Source organism: Promicromonospora sp. NPDC023987, from assembly GCF_040639055.1.
Taxonomy (GTDB): Bacteria; Actinomycetota; Actinomycetes; order Actinomycetales; family Cellulomonadaceae; genus Promicromonospora.
Map to the genome: position 1 here is coordinate 82,887 of NZ_JBEZZF010000008.1, position 24,321 is coordinate 107,207.

Annotated in this window: 21 protein-coding genes; 5 read left to right on the forward strand and 16 right to left on the reverse strand. The window is 70.2% G+C overall.

Features of this window, described 5'->3' with window-relative positions; genetic code table 11:
• Positions 1-22 precede the first annotated feature (22 nt).
• Positions 23-646, reverse strand: coding sequence for a TetR/AcrR family transcriptional regulator (locus AB0F40_RS06160; protein ID WP_357465245.1), 624 nt, complete (start codon positions 644-646; stop codon positions 23-25).
• A 133-nt stretch (positions 647-779) separates the two neighbouring features.
• Here AB0F40_RS06160 and AB0F40_RS06165 point away from each other — a divergent pair, with 133 nt between their 5' ends.
• On the forward strand, positions 780-2,672 hold the full coding sequence (locus tag AB0F40_RS06165; protein ID WP_357465246.1) for an RICIN domain-containing protein: 1,893 nt from the start codon (positions 780-782) through the stop codon (positions 2,670-2,672).
• Between the two features lie 187 nt (positions 2,673-2,859).
• On the opposite strand, the gene AB0F40_RS06170 is transcribed toward AB0F40_RS06165, so the two are convergent.
• The 8 genes from AB0F40_RS06170 to AB0F40_RS06205 form a co-directional block, all read right to left on the reverse strand.
• Positions 2,860-3,840, reverse strand: a complete 981-nt coding sequence (locus AB0F40_RS06170) for a zinc-binding dehydrogenase (protein WP_357465247.1) — start codon at positions 3,838-3,840, stop codon at positions 2,860-2,862.
• On the reverse strand, positions 3,837-4,277 hold the full coding sequence (locus AB0F40_RS06175; RefSeq protein WP_357465248.1) for a MarR family transcriptional regulator: 441 nt from the start codon (positions 4,275-4,277) through the stop codon (positions 3,837-3,839). The genes AB0F40_RS06170 and AB0F40_RS06175 overlap by 4 nt, the downstream gene beginning before the upstream one ends.
• Before the next feature lie 70 nt (positions 4,278-4,347).
• A complete protein-coding gene (locus AB0F40_RS06180; RefSeq protein WP_357465249.1) occupies positions 4,348-5,328 on the reverse strand; it encodes a hydroxyacid dehydrogenase in 981 nt (326 codons plus the stop codon).
• Positions 5,329-5,354: 26 nt separating this feature from the next.
• Positions 5,355-6,296, reverse strand: coding sequence for a carbohydrate ABC transporter permease (locus AB0F40_RS06185; protein WP_357465250.1), 942 nt, complete (start codon positions 6,294-6,296; stop codon positions 5,355-5,357).
• Positions 6,293-7,222 (reverse strand): sugar ABC transporter permease, encoded by a 930-nt coding sequence (locus tag AB0F40_RS06190; RefSeq protein ID WP_357465251.1) that lies wholly within the window; start codon positions 7,220-7,222, stop codon positions 6,293-6,295. Before AB0F40_RS06190 ends, AB0F40_RS06185 begins: the two co-directional genes overlap by 4 nt.
• Positions 7,223-7,284: 62 nt before the next feature.
• Positions 7,285-8,586, reverse strand: a complete 1,302-nt coding sequence (locus tag AB0F40_RS06195) for an extracellular solute-binding protein (protein WP_357465252.1) — start codon at positions 8,584-8,586, stop codon at positions 7,285-7,287.
• A 113-nt stretch (positions 8,587-8,699) separates the two neighbouring features.
• On the reverse strand, positions 8,700-9,779 hold the full coding sequence (locus AB0F40_RS06200; RefSeq protein ID WP_357465253.1) for a substrate-binding domain-containing protein: 1,080 nt from the start codon (positions 9,777-9,779) through the stop codon (positions 8,700-8,702).
• A gap of 51 nt (positions 9,780-9,830) precedes the next feature.
• The gene (locus AB0F40_RS06205; RefSeq protein WP_357465254.1) at positions 9,831-13,004 is read right to left on the reverse strand and encodes a hypothetical protein; all 3,174 of its coding nucleotides are present in this window, start codon (positions 13,002-13,004) and stop codon (positions 9,831-9,833) included.
• A 544-nt stretch (positions 13,005-13,548) separates the two neighbouring features.
• Here AB0F40_RS06205 and AB0F40_RS06210 point away from each other — a divergent pair.
• Positions 13,549-14,742, forward strand: coding sequence for an FAD-dependent oxidoreductase (locus tag AB0F40_RS06210; RefSeq protein WP_357465255.1), 1,194 nt, complete (start codon positions 13,549-13,551; stop codon positions 14,740-14,742).
• Positions 14,743-14,933: 191 nt separating this feature from the next.
• On the opposite strand, the gene AB0F40_RS06215 is transcribed toward AB0F40_RS06210, so the two are convergent.
• The 6 genes from AB0F40_RS06215 to AB0F40_RS06240 are packed head-to-tail and all read right to left on the reverse strand — an operon-like array spanning position 14,934 to position 20,083.
• A complete protein-coding gene (locus AB0F40_RS06215) occupies positions 14,934-15,908 on the reverse strand; it encodes an MsnO8 family LLM class oxidoreductase (protein WP_357465256.1) in 975 nt (324 codons plus the stop codon).
• A 40-nt stretch (positions 15,909-15,948) separates the two neighbouring features.
• On the reverse strand, positions 15,949-16,545 hold the full coding sequence (locus AB0F40_RS06220; protein ID WP_357465257.1) for an energy-coupling factor transporter transmembrane component T: 597 nt from the start codon (positions 16,543-16,545) through the stop codon (positions 15,949-15,951).
• Entirely contained in the window at positions 16,539-17,225 is a 687-nt protein-coding gene (locus AB0F40_RS06225) for an energy-coupling factor ABC transporter ATP-binding protein (protein WP_357465258.1), read from the reverse strand. Before AB0F40_RS06225 ends, AB0F40_RS06220 begins: the two co-directional genes overlap by 7 nt.
• Positions 17,222-18,349, reverse strand: coding sequence for a thiolase family protein (locus AB0F40_RS06230; RefSeq protein ID WP_357465259.1), 1,128 nt, complete (start codon positions 18,347-18,349; stop codon positions 17,222-17,224). The genes AB0F40_RS06225 and AB0F40_RS06230 overlap by 4 nt, the downstream gene beginning before the upstream one ends.
• On the reverse strand, positions 18,342-19,508 hold the full coding sequence (locus AB0F40_RS06235) for a class I adenylate-forming enzyme family protein (RefSeq protein WP_357465260.1): 1,167 nt from the start codon (positions 19,506-19,508) through the stop codon (positions 18,342-18,344). Before AB0F40_RS06235 ends, AB0F40_RS06230 begins: the two co-directional genes overlap by 8 nt.
• Positions 19,505-20,083: a biotin transporter BioY gene (locus tag AB0F40_RS06240; protein ID WP_357465292.1), complete on the reverse strand. Its 579-nt coding sequence runs from the start codon at positions 20,081-20,083 to the stop codon at positions 19,505-19,507. The genes AB0F40_RS06235 and AB0F40_RS06240 overlap by 4 nt, the downstream gene beginning before the upstream one ends.
• A gap of 162 nt (positions 20,084-20,245) precedes the next feature.
• Between AB0F40_RS06240 and AB0F40_RS06245 the strand changes: the two genes are divergently transcribed.
• The 3 genes from AB0F40_RS06245 to AB0F40_RS06255 all read left to right on the forward strand — a co-directional run bounded on the left by AB0F40_RS06245 (position 20,246) and on the right by AB0F40_RS06255 (position 22,370).
• Positions 20,246-20,824 (forward strand): TetR family transcriptional regulator, encoded by a 579-nt coding sequence (locus tag AB0F40_RS06245; protein WP_357465261.1) that lies wholly within the window; start codon positions 20,246-20,248, stop codon positions 20,822-20,824.
• Positions 20,825-21,030: 206 nt separating this feature from the next.
• Positions 21,031-21,966 (forward strand): cold shock domain-containing protein, encoded by a 936-nt coding sequence (locus AB0F40_RS06250; RefSeq protein WP_357465262.1) that lies wholly within the window; start codon positions 21,031-21,033, stop codon positions 21,964-21,966.
• A 47-nt stretch (positions 21,967-22,013) separates the two neighbouring features.
• A complete protein-coding gene (locus tag AB0F40_RS06255; protein ID WP_357465263.1) occupies positions 22,014-22,370 on the forward strand; it encodes a TraR/DksA family transcriptional regulator in 357 nt (118 codons plus the stop codon).
• A 98-nt stretch (positions 22,371-22,468) separates the two neighbouring features.
• Here the strand turns inward: AB0F40_RS06255 and AB0F40_RS06260 are convergent, their stop codons facing one another.
• Positions 22,469-24,265 (reverse strand): discoidin domain-containing protein, encoded by a 1,797-nt coding sequence (locus tag AB0F40_RS06260; RefSeq protein WP_357465264.1) that lies wholly within the window; start codon positions 24,263-24,265, stop codon positions 22,469-22,471.
• Positions 24,266-24,321 lie beyond the last annotated feature (56 nt).

Below are 24,321 nucleotides of genomic sequence, written 5' to 3' on the forward strand. Positions count from 1 at the left end.
CTGCCACCCGCGCATCGCCGACCTACCGACTCGCCCCCGGCGGAAGATCGCGTCCGATCAGCCGCACGATGGCCACCTCGGTCGCCTCGGCCATGTCGACGGAGCCCGGCTCCAGCAGCCACTGCAGCTGCAGACCGTCCATGGTCGCGACGATCACCCGGGAGGTGGTCCCGCTGTCGACGTCGGCCGCCACCTCCCCCGACGACCGCGCGTCGTCCAGCGCCTCGGCCACGAGGGCCAGCAGCCCCTGGTAGCGGTCGCGGAACCAGCCCTGCGCCGGGTGCTCAGCGGTCACGCTCTCGGCAGCGAGCACGGTGTAGAGCCGCACGATGCCCTCGCGTTCGGCATTGCGCCGCGTGGTCTCGACCAGGTGGCGCAGGAACGCGAGGCCGCGGGGGCGCTCGCTGCCGAGCTCCTCGATGTCCGTCGAGTCGCGCAGGTCCAGCACTCCGGTGAGCAGGCCCGCCTTGGACGAGAAGTAGTGCAGGACACCGGCCTGGGTCAGCCCGACCCGGTCCGCGATCTGCGCCAGCGACGCGCTCTGGTAGCCGCGTTCCGCGAACGTCTCCATCGCGATGCGCAGGATCTCGGCCCGACGCTCCGCGGGAGGACGCCGCACCCTGGCTCCCCCGGCTTCTCGTGTCATCCGGGCGAGTCTACGGACCCGGCGGCCCGCTTACCCGCCCCTGGGGCAGGGACATGTGGATACCCCTACCTACCGAGCACTCGGTAGGTACGGGTATGCTCGCCGCAAAATCCCACCCACCGAGGGAGTCGCAATGACGCGCACAACTCGCACCGGGTCCGTCCGGCTGTCGCTCGCCGCGCTGAGCGTCCTCGCCGTCGGCGCCGCCGGGATCGGTCCGGCCGCAGGACCTGCCGTCGCCGCGCCCACCAGCGCGCACGTCTGGGTCACGACCGCCGACGGCAGCCGCAAGCTGGCCGACGGCGGAGACGTGCCCTTCGACACCGGCCCGCAGCCCGTCGACATCCGAGTGGACCCGGGCCAGGTGGCCCAGCGCTTCACCGGTGCCGGCGCCGCCGTCACCGAGGCGTCCGCGGCACTGATCAACGACCTGCCCTCCGCCACCCGCGACAGCCTGCTGCAGTCGCTGTTCTCCCGCTCCGGAGACGGCATCGGCCTCAGCTACCTGCGTCAGCCGCTGGGCAGCACCGACTTCAACTCCGGCGGCTTCTACACCTACGAGGACACCGAGGGGCAGTTCAGCATCGCCCGTGACCAGCAGGAGATCCTGCCCGTCCTGCGGCAAGCCCTGGACGTCAACCCCGGTATCCGCTTCATGGGCAGCCCCTGGTCCCCGCCCGCCTGGATGAAGACCGGCGGCTCGCTGAACGGCGGCAGCCTGCGCGCCGACAGCTACGACGAGTACGCCGACTACCTGGTCCGGGCGATCCAGGCCTACGCGCAGCAGGGCGTCACGCTCAGCGACCTCACGGTCCAGAACGAGCCGCTCTTCGCCACGAGCTATCCCTCCATGAGCATGACCGCCGCCGAGCAGGCGGAGTTCTTCCGGGTGCTCGACGGCGCGCTGACCCGCGCCGGCCTGGGCACGCAGATCTTCGCCTACGACCACAACTGGGACCGGCCGGACTACCCGCTGGAGGTATTCGACGGCACCCAGGGCATCGCCCGCGTCGTCGGCGCCGCGTTCCACTGCTACGGCGGCTCGCCCGAAGCACAGGCCCAGGTCGTGGCGGCAGGCAAACGCGTCTACTTCACCGAGTGCTCGGGCACCGACAGCGACAACGCGGCGAACACCTTCGGCGACACCCTGGTCTGGCACGCGGAGAACCTCGTGGTGCGGAACATGCGCAACGGCGGCGAGACCGTCATCAACTGGAACCTCGCGCTCGACCAGAACGGCGGACCGCACCAGGGCCACTGCGGTACCCGCTGCAACGGCGTGGTCGAGATCGCCGGCGATGCGGTCACCCGCAACGCGGAGTTCTACGTGCTGGGCCACCTCAGCAAGTTCGTCGACCCCGGCGCCCGCCGCATCGGCTCGACCAGCGAGCAGTCCGGCGGGCTCCAGAACGTCGTCTTCCAGAACCCGGACGGCACCCGGGTCGCGTTCGTCGTGAACGCCTCGTCGGGCAGCCGCACGTTCTCGATCACGGACGAGGGCCGCTCCCTCTCCCACACCCTGCCCGGCCGGGCCGTCGCCACCTACACCTGGGATCCCCGGTCGACCACGATCCCGGCCGACCCGGACCCCTCCGCCTGGTACCAGGTGACGTCGTCAGCGAGCGGCAAGTGCCTCGACGCCGCCGGCTGGGGAACTGCCGACGGCACCGGCCTGCAGCAGTGGACCTGCGGCGACGCCGCCCAGGCCAACCAGCGCTGGCGGTTCACGCCCACCACCGATGGCTACTACCAGGTCCTCAACCAGCACGCCGGCAAGGTCTGGGACGTCGACGGCGGCCCCGGTGCCGTCGCCGACGGGACCCCCGTCCATCTCTGGTCCTACGTCGGCGGCGCCAACCAGCAATGGCGGCCCACGACAGCCGGCGGCGGCCTGACCTTCACAGCGAGGCACAGCGGGTCATGCCTGACGCTCGGCTCGGCGACCGGCACCGACGGGACCCGGTTCACCCAGCAACCCTGCACCGGCGCGGCCACGCAGTCGTTCCGACTCGTCCGGTCCGGCTGACCCGACCGACCCGTCGCGTCAGACGCTCAGGACGCTCGGGTGCCAGCGGCGTCCGGCGGTTCGGGGGCCGGCTCCGAACCGCGGCGCGCTGCTGCTTCCGTGGCATCGGCGCTTGAGTCCTGCGGCTCGACGGCGGCCGGCGTGCGCTGTGCGAACCACCGTGCGTGGCAGATCTCGGAGGGAGGAATCATGTCAGGACCACACCCTTGCCGCCGATCGTGCTCGACTCCATGTCACGGTGCGCCTGCACGATGTCGTCAAGCTGATACACGCGGCCGACCGGCACCACGGTGCGCCCGGCGGCGACCTCATCGAGGAAGTCTTGCAGTGCGGCGGGAGCGAGATCGGCGCTCTCACCGGAGTAGGCCGTGAGCCGGACGCCGTTGGGCAGCCAGTCCATCGGATAGAACTCGGGGACCGTCCACCGGTCGGCGAGCATCCCGGTGAAGCAGGCCACGCCACCGGTGCGCACCGCGCGGAGGGTGTCCCGCAGCACGTTGGTACCCACCAGCTCGACGGCGCCGTCCACTCCGCCCGGGACCAGCTCCCGGACCGCAGGGGCGATCTCACCGTCGTCGATCACCACGTGGTCCACCCCGCTGGACTCGAGCAGCTCGCGCCGGCTCTCTGAGCGAGTGGTGGAGATGACTGTCATGCCCCGGGCCCTGCCCAGGGCGGCCAGCGCGAGGCCGACGGACGATGTTCCGCCCCTGATCAGGAGCGACTGCCCGTCCCGGACTTCCAGACCCACGCGGAGGGAGCCGGCGGCGGTCTGCAGCATCTCCGGCACGGCGCCCAGGACCTCCCACGGGAGGCTGCTCCGGAACGGGATCACCTGGGCCGAAGGCACCGTGACGAGCTCGGCGTAGCCGCCGTCGAACTCGCGGCCCATCCCGCCCATCATCGTCGCGACCTGGGTACCGACGGCAAGCCGTCCGGTCGGGTCCAGGTCGACCACGCCCACCGCCTCGATGCCGGGGACACGGGGGAACGAACCGCTGTACGCCAGGCCCTGCCGGAAGTGCAGCTCCGAACGGTTCAGGCCGAACGCCGCGACCTTGATGCGCACCCAGCCGGGCGCGGGCACCGGGACAGGGACACGTCGCACCCGCAGCACCTCGGGGCCTCCCGCGTGGTCGACGACGACCGCCCGCATCGTCGCGCTCATGCCTCCGCCTCCGGAGACGTCTCCGCGGCGAGCCGCGCACGCAGGACGGCGAGACCGTCGGTCAGGGCCGCGACGTCGACCCCGGGCAGGTCGAGATGGTCGCCCAGCGCACGCGTGGCGACCTCGGCGGCGAACGCGAGCGCATCGGCACCAGCCGGTGTCAGGACCACCAGTGCGGACCGGCGATCCTGCGGGTTCGGCTCCCGCCGGACCAGACCCGCGCGCGCGATCCGGTCCACGAGCTTGCTCGCCGCCCCCACCGTGATCGACAGGTCGACCGAGACCTCGTGGACCCGGCAGCGGCCGGTGTGCCGGTCCACCACCCGGAGCGCTTCGAGCTTCGCCAGGGACACCGCGCCCGCCGCGGCGAGGCGATCGTCGACCATTGCCCAGAGTTCGGTCTCGTACCGCACCAGTACGTCGAAGAAGTTCTGCATACCTGGATCAACCGCCTTCCCAGGAACTATATTCCCAGGAATACAGATGGAGTCCGCCGGCAACGGGCCCTCATGCGATCCGCTTGAGGTCGTCGATGATGACGGCATGCTGCGGGGCGCGCCCGTCAGCGATCCGTTTGGCCTCGTCGACGACCGTGGCCGCCAGCCGCCGAAGCTCCGTCCCGAGCGAGCCTGCGATATGCGGGGTGAGAAACACGTTCGGCAGGTCGTAGAGGCGATCCCCGGGCAACGGGATCCAGGGATCGGTCACATCGAGGACCGCATAGACGTCGCCCGTGACCAGACGGTCGGTCAGCGCCTGCTGGTCGACCAGCGATCCCCTGGCCGTGTTGATCAGGGTGGCCCCCGGTTTCATCATCCGGATCAGCCTGTTGTCCATCAGGTGCTGCGTCTCCGGGAGCGCGGGTGCGTGCAGCGAGACGACGTCGCTGGTGGCGACCAGCTCGTCGAGCCCTAGCGGCGTGACGCCCAGCAGGGCGGCCTCCGACGGCGAGAGGTAGGGATCGGCGACCACCACCTCGAGGTCGAACGGGCGCAGCAGCTCGATGACGCGCCGGCCGATGGTGGACGCCCCGACGAGACCGATCCGCTTGCCGTAGTTGCCGATCGTGCGGTCGAGGTCTGCCGCCGCATCGAAGCGGTGCGTCCGCCCGAGGAGGCGGGACAGGTCGATGGCTCGTTTGTTGGCGAGCAGGATGGTGGCCAGCGTGTACTCGGCGACGGGCAGCGCGTTCGCGGCGACGGCGGAGGTGACGATGATCCCGCGATCCCACACCGCATCGCTGAGGTGGTGCTTCACCGATCCACCAGCGTGGACGATCGCCTTCAGGCGCGGGGAAGCGTCCAGCACGGCTGCGCTCACGGGCGGGCAGCCCCAGCTCGTGATGAGGATCTCCGTGCGGCCCAGCACCGCGCGTGCCTCCGGGCCGTCGAAGTCGGTGAGCGGCGCTGACCGCACCAGGGCAATCTCGGGCTCGAGCTCGCCGTGCTCGTCTGCTGGGAACAGCTGCGCCGCGACGTCCGTACTCATGGCCAGTGCTGCCTTGGCCGGCCGGCTCACTTGACCGCGCCTTCGGTCATGCCGGCACGCCAGTACCGCTGGAGAAGCACGAAGGCGATGATCAACGGGATGATCGAGAGCAGGGAACCGGTGATGACCAGCGGTGCGAACTCCGGATACCCGCGGGCGTAGCCCTGCCAGAGCGACATGCCGAGGGACACGGGAAAGAGTCGCTCCGAGGTGAGCATCACCAGAGGCAGCATGTAGTTGTTCCAGACGGCGACGAACTGGAACAAGGCAATGGTGATGAAGCCGGGCGAGATCATCGGCAGGGCGAGGGAGAAGAAGGAGCGTATCGGACCGGCCCCGTCGACCCGTGCAGCTTCGAGGGTCTCGTCCGGGATGTAGGCCTGGCTGTAGATCCGGGCAAGGTAGACGCTGAACGGGTTGCACAGGGCGGGGAGCAGGATCGCCCACATCGTGTTGGTCAGCCCCAGGGGCGAGAAGAGCATGTAGAGCGGCAGAACCGTCGCCGTGTTGGGTACGAGGACACCGACGAGCACGAATCCGAAGAGCTTGTTCCGTCCACGGAACCGGAACTTGTCGAAGGCATATCCCGCAGCGACGGAGACGAGTCCGCCGACCACCGCGCCGACGGTCGCGTAGAGGATGCTGTTGCCCATCCACACGAAGAAGACCCCGTCGCTCTGAGCGGCGATGTCCGCGATGTTCTCGAAGAGGGAGACGTCGGTGAGGCTGAAGACGTTGGAGCTGTACAGCTGCTCGGCGGACTTCGTCGAGGCGAACAACAACCACGTCACCGGCAGGATCATGTAGAGCGTGGCGAGAAGCAGGACGAGGGTGACGGCGGTCCGGCTGGTGAAGGACGATTCGGGCCGTCGGCTCCGGCGTCTCGACCGGACGGCGGCCGGCTGCGGTGCCGAGCGGAAGGGTCGCCGTTCCTCTTGCTCAGCCTGCGCAGGTGCCAGCGGGGTCATGCGCGACCTCCCTTCGTGTTGATGCGCGTGATGAAGTAGGACACGACGCCGGCGACAACCGCGATGATGATGGACGCGGCGGCCGCTTGATTGAGGTCGAGCCGGTTGAACGCCGCGTCGTACGCCCACATGTTGGGAACGTAGGTCGGTGTCACCGCTCTGGAAGCCGTGGCGAGGATGGCTGGTTCGGTGAAGAGCTGCAGCGCGCCGATGCTGGTGAAGAGCAGGGCGACGCCGATGGCAGGCGCGATGAGCGGCAGCTTGATCGACAGAGCGGTCCTGAACGGTCCCGCGCCGTCGACACGGGCGGCTTCGATCACCTCTCGCGGGAGCGCCTGGAGCGCCGTGAAGATGACGATGACGTTGAATCCCGTCCACTCCCACACGGCGATGTTCACCATGGCCGGCAGAACCAGCTCGGCGGAGAAGAAGTTCACCGATATGCCGCCGGACTCCAGGGCCCGCACCAGCGGGCTGACTCCGGGCGTGTAGAGATAGACCCAGATCAGCGCCGCGATGACGCCGGGCACGGCGTGCGGCAGGAAGAGCAGGAGCTGGAACGCGCGCTTGAAGAGCGCGGCCGCCGTGTCGAGGAGGAGCGACAGGACGAGCGCGCCGCCGATCATGGTGGGCAGGTAGAGCAGGGCGTAGATCGCCACCCGAGCAAAGCCTGCGAGGAAGCTCTCCGAGGACAGCACCGCCACGAAGTTCTCGATGCCGACGAACACGACCTCCGGCGAGCTGCCAAAGCCCAGCCCGGACTTCTTGGTCGCGAAGAGGCTGAGGCCCAGGGAGTAGATGACCGGCCCGATCATCGTGAGCAGGAACAGGGCGAAGAACGGTGCGAGGAAGAGGGCGGCGGTCCTGCCGCCTCCGCCGAGATCGCGATGCCGGGCACGGGATCGCACCCGCGCGGCTGGCTTCATGAGGGTCATCGTCGCTCGCCCTGTTCCTGGTCAGTGGTGGTGTTGATGTGCGGTGGACCGTGCTACTCGACCGACAGTCCCGATTGCTCGAGCCCGTCGACCGTGCGCTCCTGGACGGCCGCGAAGTCCTCGATGAGAGCTCCGTCCGGGCCGACGTCCGTGAGCACCTCCTGCATCGCGGAGGACGTGATGCCGAAGTTCGGCCCCCACTGCCAGTCGTTGGACGTACCGTCCGCAGCGTCGTCGAACACGGCCCAGATGTCGTTGGCGAAGAAATCGGAGGTGGTGTACGCCTCTTGCGCCACCTCCGTCAGAGCGGAAGCGGCCAGATACGCCGAGCCGGAGTCGCCGCGGGCTTCGATCGCGAGCGGGTCGGTGGTGAGGAACTCGATGAACTTCGCCGCTGCCGCGGGGTTCTCGCTCGTCTTGGGCACCGCATAGGTGGACCCGCCGTACAACGGGGCGATGTCCTCGCCCCAGCTCGGCAGCTCCGCGGCGATCCACTTGCCCTCCTGGCCCGCGTCCTTCACCCGGCTGTAGATCGCGTTCGCTGACCAGCTGGCGCCGACGACGCCTGCGGCACGCCCCTCGACCATGTCGGCGGTCCATTCGTCGGTGAAGGACGGAACCGCTTTGACCGTTCCCGCGTCGAGCATCCGCTGCCAGAGCGCCGATACCTCTTCGCTCGGTGCGTCGCCGATGCCGACCTTCCAGCTGTCCTCGCCCGCGGCGAACCACTGTGACCCGTTCTGCCAGGCCAGACCGGCGAACCAGCTCGATTCGTTGGCGTTGAAGGAGGCCAGGTAGCTACCCGTCTCGTCAAGGACCGCGTCACCCGCCGCCTCGAACTCCTCCCAGGTGGTGGGTACCTCCACGCCGGCGGCATTGAGAAGATCCTGCCGGTACCAGACCATCATGGGCGGGGCGTCGTACGGCAGCGCCCAGGTGTTGCCACCGAGCTGGACGAGGCTCTTGCTGACCTCGTTGAACTCGCTCAGGGTCTCCTCGGAGACATAGTCATCGAGCGGAGCCAGGCGGTCCGACGTGACGAACTCCGGCAGCGCGAAGTACTCGATCGTGGCGACGTCCGGTGCGTTGTCGGCGCCGATGGCGGTCGAGAGCTTCGCGTAGCCGTCCGGGCCGGACGGGATCGACTCGAAGACGACCTCGATGTCGTCCTGGCTGTCGTTGAACGCCTGGGCGACACGGTCCATGTTCGACAGGGCTGACCAGAACACGACCTCGCCGGTTGCCGCGGTCGGCTCCACCGAAGGTGCGGCGGCATTGCTGCCGCAGGCGGCCGTCGTAGCGGCTACGGCCGCCACCGTCGCGAGACCGATGGCTGATCTGGTGGGCGATCGCATGTCCTACTCCTCTTCATCTTTGAACAAGGGTTCGACTCTGGGAGCCGAGTAGTTCGAGTATTGCTGAGGATGTCCATTTCGACCGCAGAATGAACAAACTTGCACATACGGGCTCAGCCGTCCCGGCTGGACTCTCGCTCGTTGAGCACCGGAAGAAGCTCTACCCGTGCAAGGACCTCCGGTGCCGAACCGCGCGCGGACGCCAGGATCTGGTCGATGCACGTCCGCGCCGCGAGGTACCCGACCTGGAACTTCGGGGGCGCTACGGCGGTGAGCGGGACGGAGGCGAGTGAGGCGACCTCGTCGTCGTACGCGACCAGAGCGAGGTCGTCGGGTACGGCGATCCCACGGTCTCCGGCCAGCTCGAGGAGGGAGATGGCCACCTCGTCCGGAAGGACGATCAGGGCGTCCACCGCACGGTCGCGGCAGGCGTCCAAGAGCTCGTCGAGACGCTGACGCAGCGTGCCGATGGGAGTCTCGCTCGGTGGCAGCTCGAACTCGATCGGTGTGCGCTTCGAGTCGCCGGCCGCCAGCGCGTGCCGATAGCCCTCTTGGACGAGGGGTGCGGTGGGACTCTCCCGCCGGGCCAGCGCGATGCGCTGATGGCCTTGGGCCATGAGGTGCGCCACCGCGAGCGCGGCACCGTGCGCATGGTTGCTTCGGACGGCCCCGAGCGTGGCGTACGACGCCGTTGAGTCGACCGCGCGTTCTACGACGACCACCGGGACGTTCACCTCGCGCAGGGCCTCGAACGTCGCGGGGTCCGAGTGGAAGGACCGGCTGGGTGTCGCAAGGATCCCGTCGACCTTGTTCGTCACGAGCCGTGCGATCTGCTCCCGCTCGAAGTCCGGTGAGTACTCGGAGATGCCGAGGACGAGCCGGGCACCCGCCTCCGCGACTGCCGCCTTCGCGCCCCGGATGATCTCCGGGAAGTAATAGTTGGCGGACGGTACGACCATGCCGAGCGTCGCGAGGGGTGTGAGCCTCCGGGCGGTCGCTGACGCGCCATGGCGGCGCGGTTTCACCGCGCCGCCATGCACACGCTCGACCAGGCCCTGCTCCTCCAGGAGCGCGAGGTCACGCCGGATGGTCATCCCCGAGGCGCCTATCCGCCTGGAGAACTCCGCGACGTTCAACCCTCCCTTGAGGTCGATCTCGTGCAGGATCTGCGAGTGCCGCTGGGATCGGAGCATGTTCGCAATCGTGCATTATCTGAGCACCTATGTGCAATGTGCATTGATGTTTCACCGCACGGTGACCAGTACGACGTCGCTGGAGGCGGTGCCCGCGTAGTTCTCCCACTCCACGCGAAAGCTGTACACCCCGGGGGCCAGTCCCTCGACATCATGAGTGGCCCTCTGGGCACGGGGCGTGTCCGCCTTGATGGCGCCTTCCGCGATGAGGCCGTCGTCCTGGTAGAAGCGATAGCGAGTTCCGTTCGTGCCCCACCACAGGCTTCCAGTCAGGGTGAAGGAGCCGTCCCGGTCGTGGTTGTCATGGCTGAGCGCCGGTCGAGCCGGCTCTGCCTGGGTGACCGTGACCGTCAGCGGGCCGATCGAGGTGGTGCCACGGGAGTTCACCAGCTCGCCCGTGTAGGTGTAGGTGCCGTTGACACGCCCGGTGACGGGAATGGTCGCCGTCTGCGCGCGCGGAGTGTTCGGGTCGAGGCCGACGGAACCGATGAGGACCCCGTTCTCGAAGAGCCGGAGCCGGCTCGCGTTCTCGCCCCACCACATGTTCATGGTGACGTCGTAGCTGCCGTCCCGCAGTCCGGTGTCCCAGCCGTTGTCGGACGAGAGCACACCCACGGCAGGCGGAGCGGTCGCACTGTCGACGAGACGCTGCGGCAGCCCTGTCCCTGTCGACTCGTCGAGCGCGTCGAAGTCCACCACCCGGTCGTCGACGACCAGGTGCCCGTCGACGACCTCTGCGTCGAGGGCTCCGCCGTCCGAGGTAGCGAGCACCACGCGGAACTCCGCTTCCGTCCCCACCCGCGTGAGGCGCAAGGTTCCGTCGATGGCCTCCGCCGTCAGGCCCTGGCGGCCAAGGACGAAACCGGACAGCACAGCCCCGCGAGGGCTGGTGAGGGTGAAATAGGGCTCGTTCTCCGCCGCGTCGTCGAAGATCGAGATCGTCACCCCTGACTCGGGCCTGATCTGCCAGTCCCAGTTGTGCGACGTGTCGTCCGCGAACGTGTCCTTGATGGCCACGATCGCGTCGGCTTCTCCGCCGGGGGCCAGATCGACCACTTCTTCTCGCACTGCCGTGTCCACCTGGAAGTTGCCGGCCCCGTCCAGCCGCACGTAGCCGCCCCCCTGACCGGGGAACGCCCGCGCCTCGAGGGTCTTTCCGGCGCCGGTCGCGGTCTCGTACTGGTTCCGGTAGGGCTCCAGCTTTCCGTCCACCAACGGCTTGCTCCAGGCCAGCGGATCGGTCCACCGCTTGCCGCCGAGCGTCGCCCAGGTCGTGTCGTGACTCATCCACGTCAGCGAGAAGGTCTCCGCGCTCGACCAGCCTCGGTGCTGCTCGTTGCGGCCGGCCGTGCCGATCAGCGTGTCGTTCCTGTCGCGGTACTCCGACCGAAAGGCATAGAAGCCGTGTTCTTCGTCGAGCAGTGCCCTGTGGGCATCGGGCGCCGTCAGATCTGCGGCGTCGCCGCTGGCGTGCTCCGGGTAGAAGAGCACGGTCCACAAGGCGTGGACACCGTCGAGATCCTGATCATCCGAGAGGACACCCTGCACACGGTCGTACGTGTGCTTCAGCCCGGGCACGGCTCCCTCTGGCGCGATCGGGAACATCAGGGGGAACGAGCCGTCGACCTGACCGTTCGGGCCCGAGACCCCGAACTGGAGCGCGTCACAGCGGCTGCGCGTCGAGACGGCATGGAGCGCAAGGTTCCAGAACTTCGGCCGGCTGAACTCCGCGTCCAGCGTCCGCACCCCGCTGTCCTGCGTGGCGTAGATCGAGGGGAACATGTAGAGCTCGGTGTAGTGCAGGTAGTCCCAGCCCTCTTGGGTGAAGCCGGTGTCGGTATAGGCCTGCTCCAGATGGCGGTTGGTCTCGTCCAGCAGGAAGGAAATCCGGGCGTCGTGGTTGCCGAAGTCCGCGTCACCACGAGCCGCGAGGAGCAGCGCGAGCTCGGTCGAGCGCACCACCCCTACCCAGTTGCTGGTCTTCTCCGTGTCGTCGAGGGCGTCATGGTGGTAGGTCGAGAGCAAGTCGATCGAGCGCGTCATGATGTCCCGGACACGCGCGCGCTGGGCCTCGCTCCAGCCGTTGAACGCCCAGTCGTACGTGGGTGCCAGCAGGAGATTCGCACGAGCCAGCTCAAGGCCCATGTTGACCGGTCGAGCCGCCACGAACCCTTCTGCTGAGATCAGCGCGTCGTATGCCTGCTGGGCGTAGTCCTGGTCGCCGGTGATCGCGTAGACGAACGCCGCTTCGCGTGCTCGATACAGGCCGGCGCTGCCGTTGCCGGGGTACCCGGAATCAGGTCCGGCGATGCGCGCGAGCATCGCCTCCCAGGCCGCGGCAGTGGTCGCGTCCCCCCGCCGCAGCTGCTCGTTCACCCGATCGACGGTGCCCGGGTCGAGAAAGGTGCGTGGGTGACCTGCGCCGCCGACCCGCGCCGTCGCGAGCACCTCGTCAGCGGAGCGAAGGGTGATCTCCTCCCCCGGTTCTCCGGCCACGTCCAGACCCCCGTCATAACCGTCGACGGGCCGCGGCTCTCTGTCCCCGACCTGGACCGTCAGGTCGCTGCCGGCCTCGTCGGCCGCTACCGCCCAGGAGGCATGGGACACGCCCTCCTGCGCCTCGATACCCGTGAGGACCGTCGTCTCCGGTCGATCGTCGAACGTCGCCGGGGTCGTCGCGGTGGCCGTGGGGCTGGTCGCGACGACGGCGCCCGCGTCGTCGAGCGCGTGGACCTGATACGTGTACGTGACGGCGGGAGACACCGTGTCGTCGGCCGTCGTGGTCGCCATCGCCGACCTCACCAGGCTGGACGCGTCCCCCGCCGGCGGGCTCTCACCCTGGGCACGGTGCACGGCGTAACGTGCGACGTCCTCGACGGCAAATCTCCACTCGAGCTCGACGGTTCCTCGCTTCGTCGAGGAAGCGGTCAGCGAACCGGTCTTCGTGTTCTCCTCGATGCTGAGCCCCGTGAACCGGACGGTTCCCGTCGAACGGTCGAGCATCGGCTCGATGGACAGCCGGGTAGTGCCTTGCGGCAGCACGACGTCCGTCGAGTACTCGCGCCAGCCGAACGTTCCCCTGAGGTACGGGCCCTTCGCGACCGGGACCGTGACCCGCCCGCTCGCGTCATAGGCCTGGACGCGGATCATGGTGAAGCCGTCCGACAGCCCCTCCCCCTTGGCGAGCCCACGTACCGTGAGCCTGCGCGGCGTGGCATCGTCCACCGCGACACGCTGAGTGAGGGCATATCGCGCAGTGCTGCCCGAGGTCGACGTGATCGCTACCGCGGGCGAGCCTCCGGGACCATCAGCGCCTACCTCGACCGATGCGGAGCCCGCAGGGTTCCACACGTTCCAGGAAGCCGGGCGTCCCGCGGCGTCGACCAACCCGAAATCCGGGTTCAGGAGCTCCGGGGGCCCGGCAGCCAGGGCCGGACCGGCGGGCACCGTGGCCAAGGACGCCGTGGTGGCGACCGCGAGGGCAAGAACGAGAGTGTTCTTGAGAAGACGGGAAGGTGCTCTGCGCACAGCCTGCATGGGAAGCCTCAGTTCGGTCGGGTCGGTGCGCCGACACCGACGGACGCGTCATTGCGTCCCCCGGATCGTACGCACGGGCCAGCCAGGGTCGACGCGAGATGCACAGAACTGAACACCAAGCGGTGCGGGCGCGCGCACCGGTCCCACCAGGCTCTGGAAACACGCAGAGCAATGTGTTTTTATGGTTCCAGGTGGGCCGACAGTGCCAGCCAGCCAGGAGGGAGATCCGGACATGAACGCACACCGTCCCCGCACCGTCGTCGTCGGCGCCGGCATCGCAGGTCTGAGCACCGCACTGCGCCTGAACCAGGCCGGCTGGGAGGTCCTGGTGATCGAGCGGAGCCCGTCGCGCCGCTCGGGCGGGTACGCGGTGACCTTCGCGGGCGCGGGCTACGACGCCGCCGGGCGGATGGGCATCCTGCCCGAGCTGACCACGCGGCACATCATCCCCGACCGGATGGACTACGTCCGACCGGACGGCCGCACCCGGTTCTCCGTACCGGGCCCCACGGTCCGGGCGATGGTGGGCGACCGCGCGCTGAACGTCCTGCGGGGCGACATCGAGGACGTGCTGTACCAAGCGGTGACCGACCAGGCGTCCGGCCAGGGATCCAGCCCGGTGCAGATCCGGTTCGGCACCACCGTCGTCGGGGTCGAGCAGGATCCGGACGGCGTGGACGTCACCCTGGACGACGGCACGATCTACCGGGCCGACCTGCTGGTCGGCGCGGACGGCCTGCACTCCGCGACCCGGCGCCTGGTGTTCGGACCGGAGGACGACCTGCGCCTGGACCTGAACCACATGGCCGGCGTGTTCTTCCTCGACACGCTGCCCGACGGCGTCGAGCCGGGTGTGACCGCGTCGCTCACCGACACGGGCCGGACGCTGGCGGTGGTCAGCCTGGGGGCGGACCGCGCGGTGGCGTTCTTCGGCTACCGCACCGAGCGACCCATGGACGAGCTCGCCGACGGGCCGCAGGTCGCCCTGCCGCGCGCCTACGGCGACATGGGCTGGGTGGCACCGGACGTACTCGCGCAGCTGGCCGGTGCCGAGTCGGTGTACTTCGACACGATCAGCCAGATGGTGCTGGACCGATGGAGCCGGGGCCGGGTGGTCCTGCTCGGCGACGCCGCATGGTGCGTCACCCTTTTCGCCGGGTATGGCTCCTCGCTGGCCGTCGCCGGGGCCGATGCCCTGGGCGCAGCGCTGGAGCGCCACCCGGATGACCTCCCCGCCGCGCTGCACGAGTGGGAGGCCGAGATCCGCCCCGAGGCCGAGCGCAAGCAGAAGCTCGGCCGCCAGATCAAGGGCCTCTACGCGCCCGCCGACCCGTTTCGGCTCTGGCTGCGCGACCTACCGCTGCGACTCGCCTCCTACCGCCCCGTCTCCGCCCTGCTCCAGCGCCGACTCCAGCTCACCTCGTGAACGGCCTCGTCGAACACGTCCCCGTGCCATGGCCTGAAACCGGAGGAGGCCGTGGTGGAACGGTCCAGAGCCAGAGCTCCGGGCCGACGGGAGAAGCCCGCCTCGAGAATGTGATCAGGCACGCTTCAGCACCCTGAACCGTGCCTGATCACATTCTCGAGGCGGACCGGAGCCGAGCCGAGAGCCGGCGGCTAGTCGTGCACCAGCTCGCGGAGGGCGGCGTCGGAGGCCGCCTGGGCAGCACGGTCATAGGTGGAGCTGAACGCCAGGATCTCCTCGGCCCCTGTGGCCTTGACCAGCCGGTCGAGGTGGCTCCGCACCGTGGCAGGAGAACCGACGGCGCCCTGCGCGAGATGCGTCTCGACGCGGTCGCGCAGCTGACTTGTCCAGCGCTGGGCGCGGATCGCCGGGACCGGCTCGAGCGGGCCGAACTCACCCGTCTGCCGCGATCGTGCCATCGCCCACGCCTCCGGCAGAGCCAGGTCGCGCGCCGCGTCGTCCGTATCCGCCACGAGGACGTCGAGCGAGACCAGCACCGCAGGCGCCGATGCGCGCGGTGAGGGCCGGAACTCGTTCCGGTACGCCGCGAGCGCGTCCGGCAGCGCAGGGCTGCCAAGCACCGGCCCGCCGATGACCACCGGCAGCCCCAGCCTGGCGGCTACCGCGAGGCCGCGCCCGGTAGCGAGCACGTAGATCGGGATCGTGCGCGCTGCGACGGGCCTGGCGGTGATCTCTGCGGCACCGTCGAGATGGTCGCGTAGCTCCTCGATGTCCTCGGGGAAAGTGTCCGGGGCGTCCGATCCATGTCGCAGCGCCCTGCGTACGGGTGCCGTGAAGCCGAGAGTGCGCCCGAGCCCGAGATCCACCCGGTCCGGATAGAGGGCATCGAGCATCAGGAACTGCTCGGCGACGACCAGTGGTTGGTGATGAGGCAGCATCACACCACCGGACCCGATCCTGATGGTGGCGGTGTGGGCGCCGAGCGCACCGAGCAGGACCGGCGGCGACGCCGACGCGATCCCCGGCACGGCGTGATGCTCGGCGACCCAGAAGCGCTGGTAGCCGAGTCGCTCGGCCGACACCGCACGCTCGATCGTGTGGGCCAGCGCGGCGCTCTCGGGGTACCCCACCCGAGTGCGGGAACGGTCCAGCAGGGAGAGCTTCACACGATGCTGCAACCGCGCGGGCTCCCGGTCGCTTCCCGACTCATCGCACCCCTCGTGCCGTCAGCGCGTCGCCGAGCGCGTCCGCATGCTTGAGCGCGACGACCAGGAACGGGATCGCGAAGAGCCGCAGGCTCCGCCCTCCGCCCCGGGCACGCTGCGCCTCGCGGACCTCGCGCTCGAGCCGCGCGAGCACGGGCAGGGTGCTCAGGGTCACCGCGACCGTGAGCGCCGCACGCTGCGGGTCGACGCGCAGCCACGCCAGCGGCCGCATCGCCCGCTCCAGCACGTCGAGCAGCTCGCTGACCGGTGTGGTCAGCGTGAGCAGCCCGCTGATCACCACTGCGGCGCACACCCGGGCGGTGTTCGCCACCGCGTTCTCCGGGCCGGTGAACACGAGCTGCCCGGCGAGGGTCACCAGCAGGATCCAGCGAACGGCGACGACCTGCCGGAAGAGGTCGCGCATCCCGGCCCCCGGGACCGCATAGCAGCCCACGCAGGCGCCGACGGCGACCGCAGCGCACCACCAGCTGGCCGGGAGCAGGCTCACCCCGAGGACGATCACCAGGAGCACCAGCGACTTCGGCCCAGCCGGCAGACGATGCCAGGGGCCGTCGCCGGGCCGGTAGAGGGTCAGCATCCGAGCCCGACCTCGTACTGGGCGACGATCTCGTCCGGCGCGCCGACGGCGGCGATCGCGCCGTCCTGCACCAGGACCGCCTTCTCGCAGCGTCGCGCAAGGGCAAGATCGTGCGTCACCAGGAGCAGCCGGTGCCGCCCCTCCTCGAAGAGGTGGTCGGCGACCCGACGGGCGTTGCGCGCGTCCAGGTAGGCGGTCGGCTCGTCGGCGATCACCAGGTCGGGACGACGGACGAAGGCACCGCACAGGGCGAGCAGCTGCTTCTGCCCGCCGGACAGGTCGTGCGACGCGCGACCGGCCAGCTCGGTGAGGCCGAACCGGCGCATGGCCTCGTCGACCCGCCGGGTCTTCTCGTCGCGCGGCAGCTTGTCGGACCGCAACGAGAACGCCACGTCCTCCGCCACGGTCGGCATGACGATCTGGGTGTCCGGGTTGCTGAACACGACGGCGACCCGACGTCGCAACCTGGTCGCGTCACGGGCCGGGTCCAGACCGAGCACGCGGATCGTGCCGCCCGTGGCGTGGGTGAGCCCCCCGACCAGCCGCGCGAGCGTGGACTTGCCTGACCCGTTGTCACCGATGACGGCGATCGTGCGTTCGTCCAACGAGCACGAGACCCGGCGCAGCACCTCCGTGTCCCCGAGGCGCACGTCGACGTCGTCCAGCTCGAGGTAGCTCACCGCAGCACCTCGACGACGGCCGCGACACCCATCCCGCCGCCGACCGAGGCCCCGGCGACCCCCAGGGTTCCAGCGGGCGCCCCCGCGCGGACGAGGCGGCTGAACAGCCGCACGATGCCGACCGCGCCGCTGGCTCCCCAGGGATGGCCGAGCGCGAGCGCCCCGCCGTCGGCGCAGACCCGCGGATCGTCGTCCTCGAGACCGATCCGGCCGAGTACCGCCAGCGACTGTGCCGCGAACGCCTCGACGATCTCGATCGCGGCGACCTCGCCGATCTCGACCCCGGCGGAGGCGAGCGCCGCGAGCACCGCCGGGGCCGCGCCGATTCCTGGCAGGGCCGGGTCGCAGCCGACGACGGCGTGCCCGCGGACCACGAGGCCGGCAGCCCGGCCGCTCAGCCGGTGCGGGACGACGGCGACCGCGGCGGCGCCGTCGCTGATCCGGGTCGATGTCCCTGCGGTGACGGTGCCGCCCCGGAACAGCGGGCGCAGACGCGCCAGCAGGGGTTCGGCGACGCCGATGGAGTCGTCGGCAACGGCGCCCCGGAGCGGAACGAGCTCGGCGTCGAACCGTCCGGCGGCGCGGGCCGCTCCTGCCCGCCGGTGGCTGCGTGCCGCGTGCGCGTCCTGCCGTTCTCGGGTGATCGCGTCGGTCCGGGCCAGGTCCTCGGCCGCCTGGAGCATGTCCGGGTCGGGCCAGCCCGCCGGCGTGAACGGCGCCCGGTCGTACGGCACGCCGTCGGCGGACCTGGTCGGGGCCGTCGACGCGCTCTCGACGCCGCCCGCGATGCGCGGGCGGTCGTCTCCCGCGCGGACCGCCGATACCGCGTCGAGGACCGCGGCCAGTCCGCTGCCGCACTGCCGGTCCACGGTGACGCCCGGCACGGTGACGCCGAGCCCCGCGGCGAGCGCGGAGACGCGGGCGGGGTTGCCCCCGGGCCCCATGCAGTTCCCGAGCACGACGTCGGCGACGGCGAGCGTCGACCCGGTGGCGGACTCCGCGTCGGCGAGGGCGGCCCGGATGACCGGTCCGGCGAGCTCTTCGGTCCTGAGCTCGGCGAAGACGCGGCTGCGGGTGCCGATCGGGGTACGGCGCGCGGCGACGATGACCGGCTCGTCAGGCAAGTCGGGTCACCTCCCCGGCGACGACCCGGCGCCGGATCTCTGCTCGGGCCGGCTTTCCGGACGCGGTTCGGGGCAGCCGCCCCGCGAACCACACGCGGGGCCGGTGGGCGGGAGCGAACCGTGTCGCGGCCAGCGAGCGAAGGCGGTGCGCGCTGGGCGCCGATGCGTCCGCGTCCACCTCGACCATCGCGGCGACGAGCGCGCCGATCCCGCCGGTGGGGATGCCGAAGACCACTGCGTCGGCGACTCCGGGAAACATCCGGAGGCCCGTCTCGACCTCACCGGGGATCACGGTGGCCGAGGCGGTGAGGATGGCGTCGTCCCCGCGACCCCGCAGGGTCAGCACCCCGTCGTCGACGGTCGCTACGTCACCGACCGACCTCCAGGCCGCATCGGTGCGCAACGGGCCCGGCCGGCCGAGGTAACCGAGGGCGGTGAACGGCGAGCGGACCCACAGCTCGCCGTCCCGCACGTCGATCTCCACCCCGGGGAACGCCCGCAGACCACGCCCCTCGTCGAGCGCGACGAACGAGAGCTCCGCCGCCCCGTAGTACGAGACGACGCGGACGCCGCGGGACTCCGCGTCCGCGCGCAGCCGCGCGTCGAGGTGGGATCCACCGACGAGCGCGGTCCGCAGGCGCGGGAGTGCTCCGGAGTCGAGCATGGTCCGCAGCGCGTGCGGCGTGCCGTGGAACATGGTCGCCTCGGCGGCTCCCCGCCCGTCGGGGAAGACCGGTCGTGGTCCGCCGGCGAGCGCGTGGGCGAGGGAGAACAGCGTCAGCGAGGACGCCGGCGGGGCCGGCAGCATGATCAGCTGCTCCGGCGTCGTCGTCCGGTCCGTCGCTGCCCGGCCGGTCGCTGTCCAGCCCGTCGCTGTCCGGTCCGTGAGCAGCTCGGAGACCGTGGCGAAGGACCGCTCCCACGAAGCAGCGGTGCGCAGGACGACGCGCGGCGCGCCGCTCGTCCCCGAGGTCAGCGCGGCCCAGGCAGCGCCGTCCGGGACCGTGGCGACGTCGGCGAGCTCACGCACCGCGGACCACTGCGCCGCGGGCCACCGGTCGTCGCCGACGAGCGGGACGTCCCCGTGGGCGCGCACGGCTCGGATGCGGTCGACGAGCTCGTCGGGCGAACCACGCAGCACCACGATCCGTGCGGTCACCGCGTCACGTCCGATCCCGAGGCGTCCTGCGCCCTCGGCGAGAGCCACGTACGCCGGAACGCGCGCGGGTACGCACGCAGGAGAGTCGTGACGGTCAGGGTCGCGAGCGTCGCTTTCACCAGGTCCCCTGGGAGGAACACGAGGCTGGTGAGGACGGTCTGCTCCAGGGACAGGCGCGTGATCACGCTCTGCACGGGGATGCCGAACGCATACACGACGACGATGCCGCCGACGACCGTCGCGAGCGCCGTCCGCCAGATGGCCGGTTTCCGGGCGGCGGAGTGCACGATCAGGCCCGTCACGAACGCCCCGGCGACCCAGCCGACCAGGTAGCCGGCGGACGGTCCGACGAACACGCTGACGCCGCCACGCCCTCCGGCGAGCAGCGGCAGACCGACCGCGACGAGGGCGAGCAGCACGATCACGACGAGCGCACCCAGGCGCGGCCCGAGGATCGCGCCGGCGAGCATGACACCGAACGTCTGCGCGGTGATCGGAACGGCGCCGAGGACGCTGAAGCTTCCCGGTAGACCGAGCGCCGCAACTATCGCGACAAAGACAGCCACGCGCGCCATGTCCGTGGCGTCGAGCGCCCGACGCCGCGCACCGTGTTCGATGGGCACCTGTTTGACCTCCTACCTGAACACCGTTCACCTGAACAGTGTTCGGGTCACTATAGTGGCAGCATGCCAGCCCCGGGAACCTCGCTTCGACGCAGTCGCGACGACGTTTCCGACATGGCCCTGCACCTCCTGGACGAGCAGGGCCTGCCCTATCTGACGATGCGGCACCTGGCGACCGCCCTCGGCGTCCAGCCGAGCGCCCTGTACTGGCACTTCCCGAACAAGCAGACGCTTCTCGCCTCGGTCAGCGAGCGAATCCTCGCGCCGATGGTCGAGGTGCCGCTCGACGGCATGCCCATGCACGAAGCCGTGCGCACGGTGGGCGCGCGCATGCGCGAGTGCCTGCTCGCCCACCGGGATGCGTCCGAGCTGGTGTCGAGCTCGCTCGCCCTCGGACTCGTGAGCCCACCCGTGCGGGCGAAGCTCCTGGACGTCGCTCGCCTGCACGGTGTTCCCGCCCCGCTGGCCGAGGTGGCCGCGGAGGCGGTCATGCACTTCGTCGTCGGCTTCACCTTCCACGAGCAGCAACGTCTGGCCGCTGGTCAGCTCGGGCTGCTGGAGGAGCCGGCCACCTCGAGCGTCAGAGATGCGCGTGCGGACTCCCCCGGCGGCGACGACTTCGCCGAGGCGCTGACGATGATCGCGCACGGCCTCGACGTCTCGATCGCCCAGCACAGGGCGCGGCAGCGCTGAGCTGGAGAATGAGAAGGTCCGCTTCCAGAATGCAGCTGGGCACGGTTCCGGCGGGCGAACCGTGCCCAGCTGCATTCTGGAAGCGGACCCTGTCCGGCAGCGGCAGCGGCAGGGACAGCGGCTACGGCGGAACGGCTGGACCCCCGCCTGCTGCTCAGTCGGGGACACTGGACGACAGCAATGTCTGCCGAGATGAGGAGTCTTAGGTGCCCCAGGGAACTGTCCGATGGTTCGACGCCGACCGAGGGTTCGGCTTCATCGACCTCGGGAACGAGGCCGAGGACCTGTTCGTGCATGCGTCCGAGATCGTCGGCGACGACGGACCGAAGCTGCTCCGCGAGGGGCAGGCCGTCGAGTTCGAGGTGGTCGAGGGTGACCGTGGCCCGCAGGCGCGCCGCGTCCGTGTCACGGGCGACCGGGCCGCCGACGCGCCCGTGGGCGTGCTCGGCACCGTCACCTGGTACGAGCCGGCCAAGGGATACGGCTTCGTCACGCCCGACGGCGGTCGCGGCGAAGTCTTCGTGCATAGCTCGGCCATCGTCGGGGGCGGTGTGATCTCGGAGGGGCAGCGGGTGGCGTTCCTCGTCGTCGACGGCGAGAAGGGGCCGCAGGCGGACCACCTGCTCCCGCTCGGGGCGGAGGCCGGCCGGCATGCCGTGTCCTCAGACGGCGCGGACGGCACGGTGTCCTGGTACGACGACACCAAGGGCTTCGGGTTCGTCGCTCCCGACTCGGGTGGCGAGGACGTCTTCGTCCACGTCAGTGCGCTGGGCTCGGGGTTGACCGAGCTCTCCGAGGGTGTGCGCGTGACCTACGACGTCGTCGACGGCGACAAGGGGCCCAACGCTCGTAACGTGCAGCTCGTGCGCGGCTCCAGGAGCCCGCGCGCGGCAGCGGACCGCGGTCGGTCGAGCCGTCCCTCGGCATCCGGCGGGCCTGTGCGCGGAGGTGAGGGCACCGTCGCACGCTACGACGCGGACCGCGGATTCGGCTTCATCACCCCCGATGCCGGGGGCGCGGACCTGTTCGTGCACGTGTCGGTCCTGCGGGGCACCGAGTTCCTGGAAGAAGGCGATCGGGTCCGCTTCAAGGTGCGTCAGAGCGACCGGGGACCGCAGGCCGACGGTGTCGAACTGGTGTGAGCCAATGAGGCAACGGGCCCGAGACCCGTGCGGAAGGCGGTGGGAGAATGCCTCCGATCACTGAGATCCACAGGCTGTTGCTCGCCGACCGCGAGCGCACAGCCGATCTGATCTCCTCTCTTTCCGGCAACATTGCCTCGATGGTGGAGGCGTCGCAGCTCACCGCGTCCGACGACGAGCACGACCCCGAAGGGTCGACGATCGCCTTCGAGCGCGCACAGGCGAGCACGCTGCTCGCTTCGGCCAGGAGCCACCTGGCCGACGTGGACGCGGCGCTCGCGAGGATCACCGCCGGCGACTACGGCTACTGCGAACGCTGCGGACAACCAGTCGCACGCGACCGGCTGCTGGCCCGGCCCACGGCCCGCACTTGCATCAGCTGCGCCGCCGCCGGCCACCGGTGACGAATGCCTGGGCGCACGGCGCACGGGCCTGGACGCTGCTGGGGGCCGGGGTGCGCCTCGACGAGCGCGCCCCGACCCCCGGCTGAGGTCCTTCCCGATCAGTGCTGGACGCTCACCGTCTCCAGCGCGCCCTTGTACTCCTTGAGGTCGGCCGGCGTCGCGCCCGCGTCGAGGCGCGCGGCCTCGACGGCGAGCAGCAGGTCGCCGACCGTGCCGCCCCCGGCGAGCGGGTCCTCCAGGGAGACCGAGCCCGCCGCGACGTTGAGCCACACACCGAGCAGCTGCCGGTCGACGACGTCGACCCACTCGTCGTGGTTGCGCGCCCACAGCACCTGCACGGCGTCGTCCACCGTGGTCAGGTCGACCACCTCGTCGAACACGTCGCTCTGCGCGCGCGTGCTGATGAGGAAGCACAACAGCTCGTCGGTCGTGTAGTCCGGGTTCTTGACCTGGCGATACTCCGACGACCAGTAACCTGCGCCGCGAGCCACGGGCTCCGGCGTCGGCTCACCGCCGCTCGGTGTGCCGTAGATCTCGAGCTCATAGAGGGAGAAGCCCCACTGCGTCGCGCGCTCGGTCGCGTAGAGGCGCACGTACTCGCCCGTGGCCGAGACCTCCAGCTCGTCGAAGAAGCCGTCACCGTCGGTGACCGTGTGCACCGTGGTCCAGGTCTCGCCGTCCGGTGAGGTCTGGATCTCGTACCCCGACGCGAACGCGGTCTCCCAGTCGATCACGACGCGGCTGAGGTCGTAGCTCGCGCCGAGGTCCACCGCGATCCACTCCGGCTCGCTCCACCCGCTGCCCCACCGCGTGCCCGCGTTGCCGTCCACCGCCATCTCGCCGGTGCGGGCGGGGTCGTCGATGCTCGACGTCGTCACCGGCCGGCCCAGCGCCAGCGACTCGCCCTCGTCGGTGCACTCGTCGGCGCCCTCCTCGGCCAGGTAGCAGCGCAGGTACTGGTAGGACTCCGCCGAGGTCTCGAACGACGGCGCCCAGTCCCACTCGTACGTGTAGTACTCCACGTACGGCTCGGCCGCGGCGATGATGGCCGGAAGGTCCATGTCACCGCTGCCGAGGGCGACCTGTCTCATGTCGCCGTCGGCGTCGACGTTCACGGCGTCCTTGACGTGGAGGAGCTCGATGCGGTCCCCGTACTGCTCGATCCACGCCGGGACGTCGATGCCGGCGTCCGCGGCCCAGCCGACGTCGAGCTCGAACGTGACGTAGCGCGGGTCGGTGTTCTCCTCGATGACCTGCCAGGCGCTGACCATCTCGCCCGTCTCCGGGTGGGGGTACCGCGTGGTGAACTCGCTCTGGTGGTTGTGCAGCACGATCTTGTTCGCGCCGTTCTCGTGCGCGTACTGGCCGAGCTTGTTGACGTACGCCGCGGTCGCGAGCGCTTCCTCGTAGGTGCCGTAGTTCCCCGCCATGCCGCCGGTGCCGATGTAGTCCTGGCCCAGTGCGACGGCGTAGTCGACGGTCTCGGGCCACGTGTCCCAGCTCGTGCTGCCGTGGCTCGAGGAAACCTCGAGGCCGTGCCTGTCGAGGATCGCCTGGTACTCGTCGACCGGCATCGAGTAGGGCTGGTCGTACGGCTCGACGTTGGTGAAGCCGGCGTCGGCCACCTCGCCGAGCACGCGGTCGATCGTCTCGGGGGCGGGTGTCCCGGAACCGAGCTCACCGACGTGCGTGTACAGCTGGATGGAGATCTTGGAGTCGGGGAGCCCGTCACCCTCTCCGCATGCTCCGGCCGCTGTGCTGGTCGGTGCGGGTGCTGCGACGGTGGAGGGGGCTGCGACGGCCGGAGGCACGGCGAGCACGCCCGCGAGGAGAGCGCCGCCCGTCAGTGCCGCGCTGAGGCGCCGCGCGCGAGGCGAGTGTAGTGAGATCTGCATGGCTGCTCCGATTGACGACTTTGTCGATTTATAGCGAAGATCATGCGACTTCTGCC

Excerpts from the sequence above, each read along its gene's own strand:
- AB0F40_RS06255 (WP_357465263.1), top strand. The coding sequence starts at position 22,014 with ATGCCTCCGATCACTGAGATCCACAGGCTGTTGCTCGCCGACCGCGAG.
- AB0F40_RS06210 (WP_357465255.1), top strand. The coding sequence starts at position 13,549 with ATGAACGCACACCGTCCCCGCACCGTCGTCGTCGGCGCCGGCATCGCA.
- AB0F40_RS06240 (WP_357465292.1), bottom strand. The coding sequence starts at position 20,083 with ATGGCGCGCGTGGCTGTCTTTGTCGCGATAGTTGCGGCGCTCGGTCTA.
- AB0F40_RS06220 (WP_357465257.1), bottom strand. The coding sequence starts at position 16,545 with ATGCTGACCCTCTACCGGCCCGGCGACGGCCCCTGGCATCGTCTGCCG.
- AB0F40_RS06245 (WP_357465261.1), top strand. The coding sequence starts at position 20,246 with ATGGCCCTGCACCTCCTGGACGAGCAGGGCCTGCCCTATCTGACGATG.
- AB0F40_RS06175 (WP_357465248.1), bottom strand. The coding sequence starts at position 4,277 with ATGCAGAACTTCTTCGACGTACTGGTGCGGTACGAGACCGAACTCTGG.
- AB0F40_RS06160 (WP_357465245.1), bottom strand. The coding sequence starts at position 646 with ATGACACGAGAAGCCGGGGGAGCCAGGGTGCGGCGTCCTCCCGCGGAG.
- AB0F40_RS06185 (WP_357465250.1), bottom strand. The coding sequence starts at position 6,296 with ATGACCCCGCTGGCACCTGCGCAGGCTGAGCAAGAGGAACGGCGACCC.
- AB0F40_RS06200 (WP_357465253.1), bottom strand. The coding sequence starts at position 9,779 with ATGCTCCGATCCCAGCGGCACTCGCAGATCCTGCACGAGATCGACCTC.
- AB0F40_RS06260 (WP_357465264.1), bottom strand. The coding sequence starts at position 24,265 with ATGCAGATCTCACTACACTCGCCTCGCGCGCGGCGCCTCAGCGCGGCA.
- AB0F40_RS06180 (WP_357465249.1), bottom strand. The coding sequence starts at position 5,328 with ATGAGTACGGACGTCGCGGCGCAGCTGTTCCCAGCAGACGAGCACGGC.
- AB0F40_RS06195 (WP_357465252.1), bottom strand. The coding sequence starts at position 8,586 with ATGCGATCGCCCACCAGATCAGCCATCGGTCTCGCGACGGTGGCGGCC.
- AB0F40_RS06190 (WP_357465251.1), bottom strand. The coding sequence starts at position 7,222 with ATGAAGCCAGCCGCGCGGGTGCGATCCCGTGCCCGGCATCGCGATCTC.
- AB0F40_RS06165 (WP_357465246.1), top strand. The coding sequence starts at position 780 with ATGACGCGCACAACTCGCACCGGGTCCGTCCGGCTGTCGCTCGCCGCG.
- AB0F40_RS06170 (WP_357465247.1), bottom strand. The coding sequence starts at position 3,840 with ATGAGCGCGACGATGCGGGCGGTCGTCGTCGACCACGCGGGAGGCCCC.